At 65.8% G+C, this 12,578-nt stretch carries 15 protein-coding genes; 7 read left to right on the forward strand and 8 right to left on the reverse strand.

Translation table 11 applies throughout. The annotated features are described in order from the left end of the window. Positions 1-59: 59 nt before the first annotated feature. Entirely contained in the window at positions 60-857 is a 798-nt protein-coding gene (locus U1H82_RS15330; protein WP_322965799.1) for an aldo/keto reductase, read from the forward strand. Positions 858-873: 16 nt separating this feature from the next. Here U1H82_RS15330 and U1H82_RS15335 read toward each other — a convergent pair whose 3' ends face one another. The 5 genes from U1H82_RS15335 to U1H82_RS15355 form a co-directional block, all read right to left on the reverse strand. Further along, positions 874-1,239, reverse strand: a complete 366-nt coding sequence (locus U1H82_RS15335) for an energy transducer TonB (protein WP_322965800.1) — start codon at positions 1,237-1,239, stop codon at positions 874-876. Positions 1,240-1,321: 82 nt separating this feature from the next. Continuing rightward, positions 1,322-2,320: a DUF2268 domain-containing putative Zn-dependent protease gene (locus tag U1H82_RS15340; protein WP_322965801.1), complete on the reverse strand. Its 999-nt coding sequence runs from the start codon at positions 2,318-2,320 to the stop codon at positions 1,322-1,324. A 75-nt stretch (positions 2,321-2,395) separates the two neighbouring features. Next, positions 2,396-3,793 carry a UdgX family uracil-DNA binding protein gene (locus U1H82_RS15345; RefSeq protein WP_322965802.1) on the reverse strand — a complete coding sequence of 466 codons (1,398 nt, stop codon included), beginning with the start codon at positions 3,791-3,793 and terminating at the stop codon, positions 2,396-2,398. A gap of 148 nt (positions 3,794-3,941) precedes the next feature. Next, positions 3,942-4,427: a hemerythrin domain-containing protein gene (locus tag U1H82_RS15350; RefSeq protein WP_322965803.1), complete on the reverse strand. Its 486-nt coding sequence runs from the start codon at positions 4,425-4,427 to the stop codon at positions 3,942-3,944. A gap of 67 nt (positions 4,428-4,494) precedes the next feature. After that, entirely contained in the window at positions 4,495-5,739 is a 1,245-nt protein-coding gene (locus U1H82_RS15355; RefSeq protein WP_322965891.1) for a putative DNA modification/repair radical SAM protein, read from the reverse strand. Between the two features lie 106 nt (positions 5,740-5,845). Between U1H82_RS15355 and U1H82_RS15360 the strand changes: the two genes are divergently transcribed. Continuing rightward, positions 5,846-6,559 (forward strand): DUF4163 domain-containing protein, encoded by a 714-nt coding sequence (locus U1H82_RS15360; RefSeq protein WP_322965804.1) that lies wholly within the window; start codon positions 5,846-5,848, stop codon positions 6,557-6,559. 175 nt (positions 6,560-6,734) lie between these two features. Further along, a complete protein-coding gene (locus U1H82_RS15365) occupies positions 6,735-7,697 on the forward strand; it encodes an alpha/beta hydrolase (RefSeq protein WP_322965805.1) in 963 nt (320 codons plus the stop codon). Positions 7,698-7,710: 13 nt separating this feature from the next. Here U1H82_RS15365 and U1H82_RS15370 read toward each other — a convergent pair whose 3' ends face one another. After that, positions 7,711-7,983: a UvrB/UvrC motif-containing protein gene (locus tag U1H82_RS15370; protein ID WP_322965806.1), complete on the reverse strand. Its 273-nt coding sequence runs from the start codon at positions 7,981-7,983 to the stop codon at positions 7,711-7,713. A 15-nt stretch (positions 7,984-7,998) separates the two neighbouring features. Continuing rightward, the gene (gene mnmA, locus U1H82_RS15375; protein ID WP_322965892.1) at positions 7,999-9,096 is read right to left on the reverse strand and encodes a tRNA 2-thiouridine(34) synthase MnmA; all 1,098 of its coding nucleotides are present in this window, start codon (positions 9,094-9,096) and stop codon (positions 7,999-8,001) included. A 187-nt stretch (positions 9,097-9,283) separates the two neighbouring features. Here mnmA and U1H82_RS15380 point away from each other — a divergent pair, with 187 nt between their 5' ends. From U1H82_RS15380 to U1H82_RS15390, 3 genes are all read left to right on the forward strand, one after another. Beyond that, complete coding sequence (locus U1H82_RS15380; protein WP_322965807.1) at positions 9,284-9,514, forward strand: hypothetical protein; 231 nt, start codon at positions 9,284-9,286, stop codon at positions 9,512-9,514. Positions 9,515-9,609: 95 nt separating this feature from the next. Beyond that, the gene (gene sciP, locus U1H82_RS15385) at positions 9,610-9,909 is read left to right on the forward strand and encodes a CtrA inhibitor SciP (RefSeq protein ID WP_037569132.1); all 300 of its coding nucleotides are present in this window, start codon (positions 9,610-9,612) and stop codon (positions 9,907-9,909) included. Between the two features lie 147 nt (positions 9,910-10,056). Then, positions 10,057-10,314 carry a GlsB/YeaQ/YmgE family stress response membrane protein gene (locus U1H82_RS15390; protein WP_042483991.1) on the forward strand — a complete coding sequence of 86 codons (258 nt, stop codon included), beginning with the start codon at positions 10,057-10,059 and terminating at the stop codon, positions 10,312-10,314. Positions 10,315-10,443: 129 nt separating this feature from the next. On the opposite strand, the gene U1H82_RS15395 is transcribed toward U1H82_RS15390, so the two are convergent. Continuing rightward, positions 10,444-11,193, reverse strand: coding sequence for an SIMPL domain-containing protein (locus tag U1H82_RS15395; RefSeq protein ID WP_322965808.1), 750 nt, complete (start codon positions 11,191-11,193; stop codon positions 10,444-10,446). 205 nt (positions 11,194-11,398) lie between these two features. Here U1H82_RS15395 and U1H82_RS15400 point away from each other — a divergent pair, with 205 nt between their 5' ends. Next, positions 11,399-12,577: an efflux RND transporter periplasmic adaptor subunit gene (locus tag U1H82_RS15400; RefSeq protein ID WP_322965893.1), complete on the forward strand. Its 1,179-nt coding sequence runs from the start codon at positions 11,399-11,401 to the stop codon at positions 12,575-12,577. The last annotated feature ends 1 nt before the right edge of the window (position 12,578 follow it).

Genomic DNA, 12,578 nt, shown 5'->3' on the forward strand with positions numbered 1-12,578 from the left:
GCGATCGGGGGGCAGGGGTCAATCGGAACCCTGCGCGGCACCGGTCGGTTTGGGACGGTATGACGATGCTGACCCTGAACGACGGCCGCGCCATGCCCCAGCTGGGCCTTGGCACCTATCAGATTCCGGACTCGCAGGCGGCGCTGGTGGTGCGGCGTGGGCTCGATACCGGATACGGTCTTGTCGACACCGCCGCCATCTATGCCAATGAACGCGGCGTGGGTGACGGGTTTCGCGGTGCCGATGCGTTCCTGACCACCAAGCTGTGGAATGATCGCCACGACGATGCCGAGGCGGCGCTGGACGAGAGCCTGGCGTTGTTGGGCGTCGAGGCGGTCGACCTCTATCTGATCCACTGGCCGGTGCCCGCCAGGGACGCCTATGTCGGAGCCTGGGAAAGCCTGATCCGCCTGCGCGAGGCGGGCAAGGCGAAGTCGATCGGCGTGTCGAACTTCCTGCCGGAGCATCTCAACCGCATCATCGAGGCGACCGGCGTCATGCCGGCGGTCAACCAGATCGAGCTCCATCCCCGCTTCCAACAGCGCGAGGCGCGCGCCTTTCACGCCGCCAAGGGCATCGTGACGCAGAGCTGGAGCCCATTGGGGCAAGGCGGCGAACTGCTGAAACTGCCCGAAATCGTGGCTATCGCGCAGAAACATGGCCGCTCGACCGCACAGGTGGTGCTGGCCTGGCATCTGGCGCATGGCCTGTCGGTGATCCCCAAGGCGGCGGATGCGGCGCATATGGCGGACAATTTCGCCGCGACCGAACTGGTGCTGGACGAGGAGGATATGGCCGCGATCGACGCGCTCGACGATGCGGACGGGCGGATCGGGCCCGATCCACGGGAGATGTGAAGGGGGCCAACCCGGACTATCGTCTTGGCAGGCGCCAGTTCATCGGAAACTGCGTGTCGGCCTCGACCGCGTGGCCAGCGGCATCGTGAGCCGGATCGAAGCGAACATGGCGGACGAATAGGCAGGTCGCATCGTCCAATGATTTCGACCCACTGCTGGCAAGAACCGAACAACCGTCCACCTTGCCCTTGGCGGTGACATGGACGGTCAGGATGGTCCTGCCTTCCTGATGTTTGGCCAAGGCCTCGGCCGGGTAATCGGACACGCCGATCAGGCCGTCCTGACGAGTCGAGGGTTTGGGCGGAGTGATCGTCGCGGCATCCGGGGATGCGGCTGCCGACGTCTGAGGGCTGGCGGCCATCAGTATCAGGACCATCATCATCACCGCTTCCCGCCTCCTTCCTACCTTCCGCGCCACATGATAGAAGGTGCGCGGCCGTAACGAAAGGCCGGTTGGCGTTGCATCAAGCGCCACCGAAATATCCCGTTTGCCCGACGAAGTCGCGTATGGCGATGGGGTCGTTATAGGGGAGTTCGATCAGCGTCCTGATCGCCGCCCGCTTGTCCCCGGCCGCGTCATAATAGCGCCGGGCGATCCGATAGCCGACGAAATAGCCCAGATCGCTGACCCCGAATGGGTTGGCGGTGCCGTTCCATAGCCAGTGGCCGTAAGCGTCGCCGCCCATCTCGGTCACGAAGCGGGCCTTGATTGCCGCTTCGTGCGTCGGGCCATAGTTATAGACGGGTAGAGCGGGCTTGCGGCCGGTGATCAACTCCGCGACCAGTTCCGCCACGCCCTCGCGCAGCGACTGTTGCAACAGGGTTCCGTCCGTCTCCTGCTGCTGGGTATGGACATATTCGTGGATATTATTCTGTGCATTGTTGGCGAAGGGGCGGGACCGGAAGAAGGTCGCCAGCCGTGACCGCATCGGCTCGGGAAGCTCGGACACGTCGACCGTCTCATCCCCCAGGCCGAGTTCGGCACCGATCAGGACTTTGTCGGCCATGGTCGTGCCGCCGGTGCGCAACACGCCGATGGCATAGGTGATCGAGGCGGGACGGAGGCCGGGATAAAGTCGCCGGAAACGGGCAACGTCCGCGTTCAGCGTCGCCACCGCCGCCTGTGACCGGGCCGTCAGCGGGCGGACCGAGGCCCAGAATTTGGGCCAGCGGGCGATGGCATCGACATATTGCTGATCGGTATAGCGCCGCGCGGCCATCAGGGCGTGGAGGCCGGGCGTGCCCGGTTCGATATAGAGGGTGCGGATCAGGCGCAGCCGTTCCGCAGGGTCGTCGGTCGCGTTGATCGCATCGAAGGCGATCCAGAAGCGGGCGATGTCGCTGTCGATCACCAATGTCGGCGACATGGGGCGGGCTATCGTCTGTAGTGCAGGCACTGCGGCGGCCAGGGTGATGCCGCAGATGGCAACCCACGCCGTCGCCGCGATGCGAACCCCTTTCATGCCTGCTTCCCCGATCCGTGACACCGCGCCAGGGTTCGATGGCGCGGGACCAAAGTCAAGCGACGGGGCGGACGCCTATCCGAGCGCCCCCGCCGCCAGCTTCAAATCCTCGACGAACCGGGCATATTCGACCTCCTTCGCCGCCGGATCGGGCAGGCGCAACAGATAGCTGGGATGGACGGTGATGAAGGCGGTGCCGCCATCGGGCAGGGGCAGCGCCTTGCCGCGTTCGCGACCGATCGTCATGACCTTGCCCAACAGGGAACGCGCCGCCGTTGCGCCGAGCGCCACCGTCACACGGGGCTGGATCAGCAGGCGTTCCTGCTCGACCCACCAGCGGCAGGCCTGAATCTCGCCCGCATTGGGGGAACTGTGGATGCGGCGTTTGCCGCGCGGCTCGAATTTGAAATGCTTGACTGCATTGGTGACGTAGGTCGTCGCGCGGTCGATCCCGGCCTCCGCCACCGCGCGGTCGAAGACCTGTCCTGCGGGTCCGACAAAAGGATGGCCCGCCAGATCCTCCTGGTCGCCGGGCTGTTCGCCGACGAACATCAGTGCGGCGTCGACCGGGCCCTCGCCGAACACCGTCTGCGTCGCGGGCGCATGAAGCGGGCAGCGGGTGCAGCCCATCGCCTCGTCGCGTAGTGCCGCCCAGGCCGCTTGCGCATTGCCGCCGCGCCCGCTTCGCACATCTACCTTGGCGGTATCGATCATGCCCGTCTCCCGTGCCTGCGCGCCTGCGATCAATGCCGAAACCAACGCGGTTTCCGGCATGTTTTTCCAGTATTTGCGCGGCATCTCCTTCAGCATCGCGCCGATCTTCACGCGGGCGGGATTGAAGATGCTGGCATAATAGGTCTTCCACACCGCCTCGGTCGGATCGCTCTCCGGCGCGTCCGCCTTGCTGGCACCGGGACCTTCCACCAGCGTCTTGCCGTCCCAATGGAGCGAGACCTCCGGCGTCAGGATCGACCAGCGCATCGTGGTGAAGCGGTTGACGAAAAAAGCCGCATTGGCGCGCACGATATGATGCTCGGGCTCGAACCAGGCGACATAGCGCGGGCCGTCATCATCCTCGGTTTCGCGGAAACGCAGAAAGGCGCGCATCTTGTGGATATCGCGCCGCACCGCCTTGGCCAGCCGGTCGAGGCGGCGGACCAGCGGATCGGCCTGATCCTCGATCAGCCGGGGTTGCCTGCGCAACCGGTCGAGCGCGGTGTGAAGCAGCGCGAACCGCTCCGGGTCGTTCGACAGGATGACGCTGCGCGCAAGGTCGATGAAGGCGCGCGAGACGGTGAAGCGGGGGGCGTTCGTCGCGGGGGCTTCGTCGGCGACCGCGCCGAACAGGTCGGCGGCCTGCGTGCCGACCTGCCAGACGACCTGATCGGGCGGCACACTGTCGGCAATCAGCCCGCGCGCGGCGTCGCGCCAAGCGTCGAAGTCGTCAGGGGCGGGAAGGGTTATGATGCGCATGGGGCCCCCAATATTCCTCCCCTGCAAGGGGAGGGGGACCAGCGAAGCTGGTGGAGGGGTGTCCCGCTATCGAGAAGGCGACACCCCTCCGTCAGGCCTTCGGCCTGCCACCTCCCCTCAAAGGGGAGGAATTGGCGAATAGTCCAAATCAATCGCGCTCGTCGCCGCCCGGCGGGTTGGCCTTGGCCTCCTTGGCCTCGATGGGTTTGCGCGTCTCGTAAATCTCGGCGAGCTTCTCCTCCGTCGCGTCATCGAGTTCCTTCTCGGCCGCCGGGAACATCTCTTCCTCTTCCTCATCGATATGATGCTCATAACGATGGCGCATGTGGAAGAATTTCGATTCCCATTCGTCCGATGCGAAGTCGAGGTCCATCATCTCGCCGAGCAGATCGTCGATCTCCTTATGCTCGGACACCGAATGGCGCGCATCGTCGCGCAGCTCGGGTTCACCCAGCATGGTGGCGTAGAGCGACTCTTCCTCGGCGGCCGCATGGCTTTGGATTTCGATGCGGAAGGTTTCGAACAGCGTCTTGCGCTTGGCGCTGTCGCCTTTCAGTTCCGCGAGTTGCTTCAGCATCTTGCGCTGCTTGTCGTGGTCGCGCTTCAGATCGGCATAGATATCGGCGGTGGCCATGGCCCTGTCTCCTTCGCGCGTCCAACGGCGGAGCGTCACACCCGTTTCACCCGCGAGTCACTCTCACTCAGCCGAAGAGTTCGAGCTGCTTGGCGCGGGGCTTGACCAGCGGCTTCAAATCCGCGCGCTCGGCCAGCGCGACCGGGCGCCAGTCCTCGGCGATCAGGAAGGGGCGAAGCTTGGCGATCGACACGGTCAGCCGCCCGACATCCTCCAGGCGCAGCTTGCGCCATTTGCGGCTGGCGATGATCCGGTCCACGGCTTTAACGCCCAGCCCCGGCACGCGCAGCAGCATCTCGCGCGGCGCGCGGTTCACATCGACCGGGAAGTTCTGGCGGAATTTCAGCGCCCAGGCGAGCTTGGGATCGATGTCGAGCGGCAGCATCCCCGTCGCCTCGTCCGCCGCCGCCGCAACCTCGCGTGGCTGATAGTCATAGAAGCGCATCAGCCAGTCGGACTGGTACAGCCGATGCTCGCGCATCAGCGGCGGGCGTTGCAGCGGCAGCACCGCGGAGGCGTCGGGGATCGGGCTGAACGCCGAATAATAGACGCGGCGTAAGGAAAACCGGTCATAGAGCGTCGCCGCGCGCCCGACGATGTCGCGGTCGGTCGCGGCATCGGCGCCGACGATCATCTGGGTCGACTGACCCGCAGGTGCAAAGCCGGGGGCGGACTTGTACTTCTTGGCCGCGTCCGTCCGATCCTCGATCGCGGTCTTCACATCGGCCATCGCGCCCTCGATCCGTGCCGCGTCCTTCTCCGGTGCGAGGCGCCGCAGCCCGCCGACCGTGGGCAATTCGACATTGATTGACACGCGGTCGGCATGGACGCCCGCCAGCCGCACCAGTTCGGGATCGGCGTCAGGAATGGTCTTCAGATGGATATAGCCACGAAAGCCGTGATCCTCGCGTAAGGACCGCGCGACCTCGACGATCTGCTCCATCGTGTAGTTGGAGGACTTGATGATGCCCGAGGAGAGGAACAGCCCCTCGATATAATTGCGCCGGTAAAAGGCGAGGGTGAGGTTCACCACCTCCGGCGCGGTGAAGCGCGCGCGGCGGACGTTCGAGGATTTGCGGTTGATGCAATAATGGCAGTCGAAGATGCAACTGTTCGTCAGCAGGATCTTCAACAGCGAGATGCAGCGGCCATCGGGCGCATAGGCATGGCAGATGCCCATCCCCTCGGTCGAACCGATCCCCTTGCCGTCGCGACTGTCGCGTTTCGCCGTGCCCGACGACGCGCAGGAGGCGTCATATTTCGCGGCGTCCGCCAGGATCGCCAGCTTCTCACGGGTATCGAGTTGCGCCATCTGTTCGATATATGTTCGCATCGGCGGCGCGGCAAGCGGAACTCCGCCAGTCATCGGCCGTACAGCCCGTCTGGTCCAGATTTGCCGGGTTGAGGGGAGACGGATGATGCGTAAGGTAATGATCGCGCTGGCTTTGCTTGGTGCTGCCGGTCCGGCGATGGCGCAGCTCGTGACGCGCGAGGCCAAGACCGCGGACTATGAATTCCGTTACGCCTATCCCGCCGCCGCCGCGCGGATCGCGGGGCTGAAGGCGTGGCTCGACGCCGAGCGCACGCGCATCCAGGCGAAGACTGCGCGCGACGGGGCGGAGGGGCGTCGCGAGGCGCGGAAGTCGGGCTATCCCTATAATCGCTATTCCTTTGAAAAGACGTGGAAGGTCGTGACCGACACGCCACGCTTCCTGAGCCTGTCGGCCGACAGCTATAATTTCACCGGCGGCGCGCATGGTTCGCCCGCCTCCTATGGCTTGGTCTGGGACAAGGCGAAGGGGCGGCGGCTGGACCCCAAGGCGGTGTTTACGTCGCTGCCCGCGCTCCAGTCGGCGATCCGCACCGATTATTGCGCCAGGCTCAAGGCCGAGCAGTTGAAGCGCAATCAGGGCGATGTGTCGTCGATGAACGTGTGCCCACCGGTCAAGGACCTGACATTGCTGCTGGGTTCGACCAATGGCCGCGCGATCGACCGGATCGGACTGATTGCCGATCCTTATGTTGCGGGCTCCTATGCCGAGGGGGCCTATGAGGTGACGTTGCCGGTCACGCGGGCTGTCATTGGGGCGGTGAAGCCGGAATATCGCGGAGCGTTTGCGGTGCGGGGGTGAAAGGTTGCATCGCCATTGCCTGTGGCGTCATCGCGGGGCAGACTGCCGGTGATACGGGGAGGGCTCCATGGGACGATCGAGGCATCTGGCAGGTGTTTTACTGACAAGCCTCGTTCTGTCCCTCCCTGGTGCGGCGTTTGCCGCCCTTCCGACGCCCGACACTGCGAATGTTCGGGTGGAGCAGGCGCATATCCGGTCAACGCCCGGCGTGGTTCTGGCAGGTGAGTTGCATCTCCCGGCCAAGTCCTCGCAACGTCCTCCGATCGTTCTTTTGCTGGGTGGCGGGGGGGCTTCTCCTCATGGCATCTATCCCCTGCTGGAAGCGCAATTGAATGCAAAAGGGATCGCGACTTTCAGCTTTGACAAGCGCGGTGTGGGCCGGTCGACCGGCACGTTTCAGGACGCGATCGATGTCGCTCGGCAGGATGCCCGCGCGGCGCTGCTCTATCTGCGGTCGCGATCCGACGTGATCGATACCGACAGGATCGCCATTCTGGGCCTGAGCCAGGGAGCGGTGATTGCACCTGCGCTCGCGGTCGAAGATCCTCCGGTCGTGGCGCTCGTTCTGCTGGCGGCACCGGCGGGGCAGCGCGGGCAGATGTTTCTGGATGGGATGCGAGTCAAGCTGACGGCAAGCGGGATGGATGCCAAGGCGGCGGAGCATGTGGTGGAAGCGACGCGGCTTTACCTAGACGCCCTGACGGGAGGTGGTTCGGCGAACACCATCGCTGCGCGACGTGGCGCGGTCGTTCAATCCTTTGTTGCGGCGGGCTGGCGCGCCGATCTGGCGGACGGCGCCGTCAAGACCTTGGGCGAGCCTGCTACTTCATCGCTCTATACGGTTGCCGCCAATGCCAATCTCGCGCAGGTCAAGGCGCCGGTGCTCGCCATCTATGCCGCGAACGACACGACGGTCTCCACGGCGCTCAGTATGCCTGAAGCGCGGCGCGCCCTTGCGAATAATCACGACGCCATGATCGTCGAGATGCCAGATGTCGAACATGGCTTCAAACCACTCGTCACGACGTTTTCGGGGAAGAAGGACTATGCTGGATGGCCGATCTCCGATCCGGCGACTCTGCGCGTGATCGACGACTGGCTTCCGCAGAGATTGCTACGAGCAGGTGAACGCCCCTGACGTCTCCGAGCCGCTAACCCTGACGTCGCCCGCGCCCCTTGGTCATAGGGTCGGGCTTTTTGGGCGGCACCCAGCCTTCGGGACGTTGGGGGCGGGACTGGCTGGTGCCCAGGCCCATGCTGCCGGGTTGTTGGCGGGTCAGGCCGCTGGTGTCGACCGCGACATCCTCCGCGCCGCCGCGCAACAGGTTGATCCGGTCGCGTAGAGCCCGCGCTTCCTCGAAATCGAGGCGTTCGGCGGCGGCTTCCATCTGGCGGCGAAGGTCTTCGAGGGTCGGGGCGGTCATGCCCGGATCAACGCCTCAGGCGGCGATGCGTGCCGCCTCGGTCTCCGCGATCCAGCCGCCGCCCAGCAACCGGTCGCCGTCATACAGGACCGCCGCCTGGCCCGGCGACACGCCATATTCGGGCGCGTCGAAGACCAGCCGGTCACCGATCATGCGCGCAGGGACCGGCTTGGCCATGGAGCGGACCTTGGCGAAGAGCGGGCCATCCAGCGGACCCAGCACGTTCATGCCGGTCAGCCGGGCCGCCTCGACCGCCAGCGCGGTGCGCGGGCCGACGACGACGCGCTTGGTGTCGGGCTCCAGCCGGACGACATAGAGCGGCTCGGGGCTGCCGCCGATCTCCAGCCCGCGCCGCTGGCCCACCGTATAGTGAATCAGGCCGCGATGCTCGCCCAGCTTGGCGCCCGACAGATCGACGATATCGCCGCGCGTATCCGATTCCGGACGCAATTTTTTGACGAGGCCTGCATAGTCGCCATCGGGGACGAAGCAGATGTCCTGGCTGTCGGGCTTGGCCGCGACGCTCAAGGACAGTTCGGCGGCGATCTCACGCACCCGCGACTTCGGGAGAGCGCCCAGCGGGAAGCGCAGGAAGTCGAGCTGGCCCTGGGTCGTGGCGAACAGGAAATAGCTCTGGTCGCGCGCCGGATCGGCCCCGCGATGCAACTCCGCACCGCGCGCGCCTTCCACTCGGCGGACATAATGGCCGGTCGCCAGACAGTCCGCGCCCAGATCGCGCGCCAGCTTCAGCAGGTCGGTGAATTTCGGCCCCATATTGCACTGGACGCAGGGGATCGGCGTGCGCCCGGCCAGATATTCGTCGGCGAAGCGGTCGACCACCTGGGTCCGGAAACTGTCCTCATGGTCGAAGACATAATGGGCGATGCCGAGGCGATCGCACACCGCGCGCGCGTCGCGGATATCGCGCCCGGCGCAGCACGCGCCCGCGCGACCCACCGCCTCGCCATGGTCATAGAGTTGCAGGGTGACGCCGATCGTCTCGGCCCCCGTGGCATGGGCAAGCGCGGCCACGACCGAGCTGTCGACGCCGCCCGACATCGCGACCACGATCCGCTTGGCTCGGGGATCGCCCCCAAGCTGAAAGTCCACCATCTGCTCCATGCGCTTTCCCATACGCCTTTCGCGCGCGTCATGCAAAAAGGCGGAAATTTTCCTGTTTCGGCAGGATCATGGCGCATGCCGAGCCGCGTAAAAAGGGCGGAATGCTTTCGGGCCTTTACCCGGCTTTCATATCCCGCCGATAAAAGGGGCGCTCACCCACCGGGATTGGACCGCGCTTTTGGATCTGAGTTTCAACCGTTTCGATCGGGATACCGAACTGACGGTGCTGCCGCCGGACCTGGCCGTGCTGATGGTCGGTGCGACCGCCCGACAGGCGGCGAGCCCGACTGCCGCGGTGCAGGCCGGGTTCGCCCGCGTATCGCCCGATCCGATCCTGTTCGCGCCGCTCGACGGTGCGTTCAACGGTACGATGGCCAAGGCCCTGTCGGGGTGGAAAAGGAATGAATGACCCGTTAACCTTTCGATTTTAGGTGATGTTCAAGGGCCCATGGTAGAGCGGTCCCATAGACGACATGGGGTAGGGAGCCCCGACGAGGTTGCATGATGATCGAGAACCAGAAGATCCGCCCTGCCAAGGTAATCGGGCCGCTCGGCGAACCGCTGACGCTCGAAACCCTGCCCCCGCCCAGCACCACCCGCTGGGTCGTCCGTCGCAAGGCGGAGGTGGTGGCGGCCGTCAATGGCGGACTGCTGTCGGTCGACGAGGTGTGCGACCGCTATGGCCTGACCGTCGAGGAATTCGCCGGGTGGCAGCGTGCGATTGACCGTTCGGGGATGCCGGGCCTGCGCGTCACCCGCATCCAGCATTACCGCTCGCTCTACGAACGCCAGCAGAAATACTGACCGCCCCTCCCATCGCCGAATTTTCCCCAAAGCCCTTGTTGACACATCCAACGCTTCATCGAATTGCCGGTACGGCCACGGAACAATAACCGGTATCGCACGTCTTTCCCCCGTGTCCCGCTCGCGGGCCCAACGGAGGGAAAGACAATGGGTATTATCCTGTGGCTTATCGTCGGTGGTGTCATTGGCTGGCTGGCCAGCATCATCATGCGCACTGATGCCCAGCAGGGCATCTTCCTGAACATCGTCGTCGGCGTCGTCGGCGCATTCATCGGCGGCCTGATCTTTGCAGGCGGTTCGATCAACAATGCCGGTCTGACGCTGACCTCGTTCCTCGTTTCGCTGCTGGGCGCCGTCGTCCTGCTGGCGATCGTGAACCTCGTTCGTCGCGGTCGGGTGCGCTAAGCACTCGATACGCTCAGAGCGGAGCCGAAAGGGCCGTCCGGGAAGACCGGGCGGCCTTTTCCATGTTCGGGTATGGTGTCGTAACAGAAGGTACCCCCGCAGCGCATCGGCCACGGGGGCGGGGCAGGATCAGTTCAGCAGGAAGCGGACCGAGACATTGACGGTCACGTCGCGCTCGCCCGGCGCGATGCTGGTCTTTTCCATCGCGTCGGCGCGCATCGCCTGGACGCGGAGCATCATCGGCGGTTGAGGGCCGCCCGCATCCGCGCCATTCTCGGTGATTGACACGATGCGGGCGACGCGTAGGCCCGCCGCCTTGGCGTAAAGCTCGGCCCGTGCGCGGGCGCGCTGAATCGCATCGGTGCGTGCCTCGTCGAGCGCGGCGTCGGGCTTGTCGATCGACAGATTGGGTCCGTCGATCTGGTTGGCCCCCTGCGCGACCAGGGCGTCGAGCACGCTGCCCGACTTGGCGATGTCGCGGAAGCGGACGCTGATCGTGTTGGTCGCCTGATAGCCGGTGATCGCCGGGGGCACATTCTCGCCATAGCGATATTGCGGCTGGAGCTGCACGGTCGCGGTCTGGATGTCGCGGTCGGCGACACCAGCGCGCTTCACCGCCGCCAGCACCCGCGCCATACGCTGGGCATTGTCGGACAGCGCGGCGGCGGCGGTCGCGCCCTGGCTGACCACCCCGGCGCGAATCGTCGCCACGTCGGGCACGCGGGTCGTGCGCCCCTCGGCCGAGACGTCCAGTACCGCCCCGGCGGCGGGGATCAGCGGTTCGACCGTGGTGGGGGACGCGGTCTGGGCGATCGCGGTCATCGGCGCGACCGCGACGGGGGCCAAGGCGGCCATGAGTAGTATCTTGTTCATCGACATCTCCCTTTGTGATGATGGCTCAAGGCTTTGACGCCTTGTGGCAAAACAGGTGATGAACGCATCGCGCCGACCTTGGAGCCGCCGCAATTCCCGCTTAACAAAGAGACTTGAGTGGTGTGCTATATTTCTATAACACAGCAGGAATGCGCGCATCCCGTAGGGCAATATGCGCACGATGGATGCGGTTCGGGGATCGATGACGAACATGAATTACGAGACGGGGGCGATCGGTGGCAGCCAGCATCTGGGGCTGGAGGGGCCGGTGTCCGCACCGCGCAGGCGCTGGATCTGGATCGTCGCGGCGGTGATCGTGCTGGCGCTGGCAGGCTGGGTCCTGTTCGCGCCCAAGAAGCATGAGGCGGCGCAAGGCGCGGGTGCGGGAACCCAGGTGCCCAACATCACCGTCGTCATCCCCGGTCAGCAGACGGTCAGCCGCGTGATCTCCGCCACCGGTACGCTGGCTGCGCGCCGTGAGATGCCGGTCGGCGTCGCGGGCGAGGGGGGCATGATCACCCGCGTCCTGGTCGAGCCGGGCCAGTGGGTCCGTGCGGGCCAGGTGCTGGCGACGGTCGACCGCTCGGTCCAGACCCAGACCGCCTCGGCCCTGAACGCGCAGGTCGCGGTCGCCCAGTCGGACCAGCAGATCGCGCAGGCCGAACTGGACCGCGCCCAGCAGCTGGTCGATCGCGGCTTCATCTCCAAGGCCGATCTCCAGCGCCGCACCGCGACCCGCGATGCCGCCGCCGCCCGCGTCCGCGCGGCACAGGCGACCTTCCGCGAGGCGCAGGCGCGCAACGGCCGCCTCGACATTCGCGCGCCGGCCGAAGGCCTGATCCTGACCCGCGCCGCCGAGCCGGGCCAGATCGTCAGCTCGGGCTCGGGCGTGCTGTTCCGCATGGCGATGGGCGGCCAGATGGAGCTGCGCGCGCAGTTGGCCGAATCGGATCTGGTCGGCCTGACCGTCGGCTCGCCCGCCACCGTGACCCCGGTCGGCGGCGACAAGAGCTTCAAGGGCGAGGTGTGGCAGGTGTCGCCGGTCATCGACCCGCAGACCCGTCAGGGTGTGGCGCGGATCGCCCTGTCCTACAGCCCCGAACTGCGTCCCGGCGGCTTTGCGGCGGCGACGATCCGCGGCGGCGCGGGGCATGCGCCGGTGTTGCCGGACTCGGCGATCCAGAGCGACGACAAGGGCAGTTTCGTGTATATCGTCGGCCCCGACGACAAGGTCGCGCGCCGCAACATCAAGATCGGGCAGGTGTCGGACGATGGCGTGACCATCGCCTCGGGCCTGAACGGGACCGAGCGGGTGGTACGCTCGGCAGGCGGCTTCCTGGCGGTCGGACAGCAGGTCCACCCGATCCTTGGCGGCCAGGAGGCCAAGTAAC

This window comes from Sphingomonas fuzhouensis (assembly GCF_034659795.1).
Taxonomy (GTDB): Bacteria; Pseudomonadota; Alphaproteobacteria; order Sphingomonadales; family Sphingomonadaceae; genus Sphingomonas; species Sphingomonas fuzhouensis.

Excerpts from the sequence above, each read along its gene's own strand:
- U1H82_RS15330 (WP_322965799.1), top strand. The coding sequence starts at position 60 with ATGACGATGCTGACCCTGAACGACGGCCGCGCCATGCCCCAGCTGGGC.
- U1H82_RS15335 (WP_322965800.1), bottom strand. The coding sequence starts at position 1,239 with ATGATGATGGTCCTGATACTGATGGCCGCCAGCCCTCAGACGTCGGCA.
- U1H82_RS15340 (WP_322965801.1), bottom strand. The coding sequence starts at position 2,320 with ATGAAAGGGGTTCGCATCGCGGCGACGGCGTGGGTTGCCATCTGCGGC.
- U1H82_RS15345 (WP_322965802.1), bottom strand. The coding sequence starts at position 3,793 with ATGCGCATCATAACCCTTCCCGCCCCTGACGACTTCGACGCTTGGCGC.
- U1H82_RS15350 (WP_322965803.1), bottom strand. The coding sequence starts at position 4,427 with ATGGCCACCGCCGATATCTATGCCGATCTGAAGCGCGACCACGACAAG.
- U1H82_RS15355 (WP_322965891.1), bottom strand. The coding sequence starts at position 5,739 with ATGGCGCAACTCGATACCCGTGAGAAGCTGGCGATCCTGGCGGACGCC.
- U1H82_RS15360 (WP_322965804.1), top strand. The coding sequence starts at position 5,846 with ATGCGTAAGGTAATGATCGCGCTGGCTTTGCTTGGTGCTGCCGGTCCG.
- U1H82_RS15370 (WP_322965806.1), bottom strand. The coding sequence starts at position 7,983 with ATGACCGCCCCGACCCTCGAAGACCTTCGCCGCCAGATGGAAGCCGCC.
- mnmA (WP_322965892.1), bottom strand. The coding sequence starts at position 9,096 with ATGGTGGACTTTCAGCTTGGGGGCGATCCCCGAGCCAAGCGGATCGTG.
- sciP (WP_037569132.1), top strand. The coding sequence starts at position 9,610 with ATGATCGAGAACCAGAAGATCCGCCCTGCCAAGGTAATCGGGCCGCTC.
- U1H82_RS15390 (WP_042483991.1), top strand. The coding sequence starts at position 10,057 with ATGGGTATTATCCTGTGGCTTATCGTCGGTGGTGTCATTGGCTGGCTG.
- U1H82_RS15395 (WP_322965808.1), bottom strand. The coding sequence starts at position 11,193 with ATGTCGATGAACAAGATACTACTCATGGCCGCCTTGGCCCCCGTCGCG.
- U1H82_RS15400 (WP_322965893.1), top strand. The coding sequence starts at position 11,399 with ATGAATTACGAGACGGGGGCGATCGGTGGCAGCCAGCATCTGGGGCTG.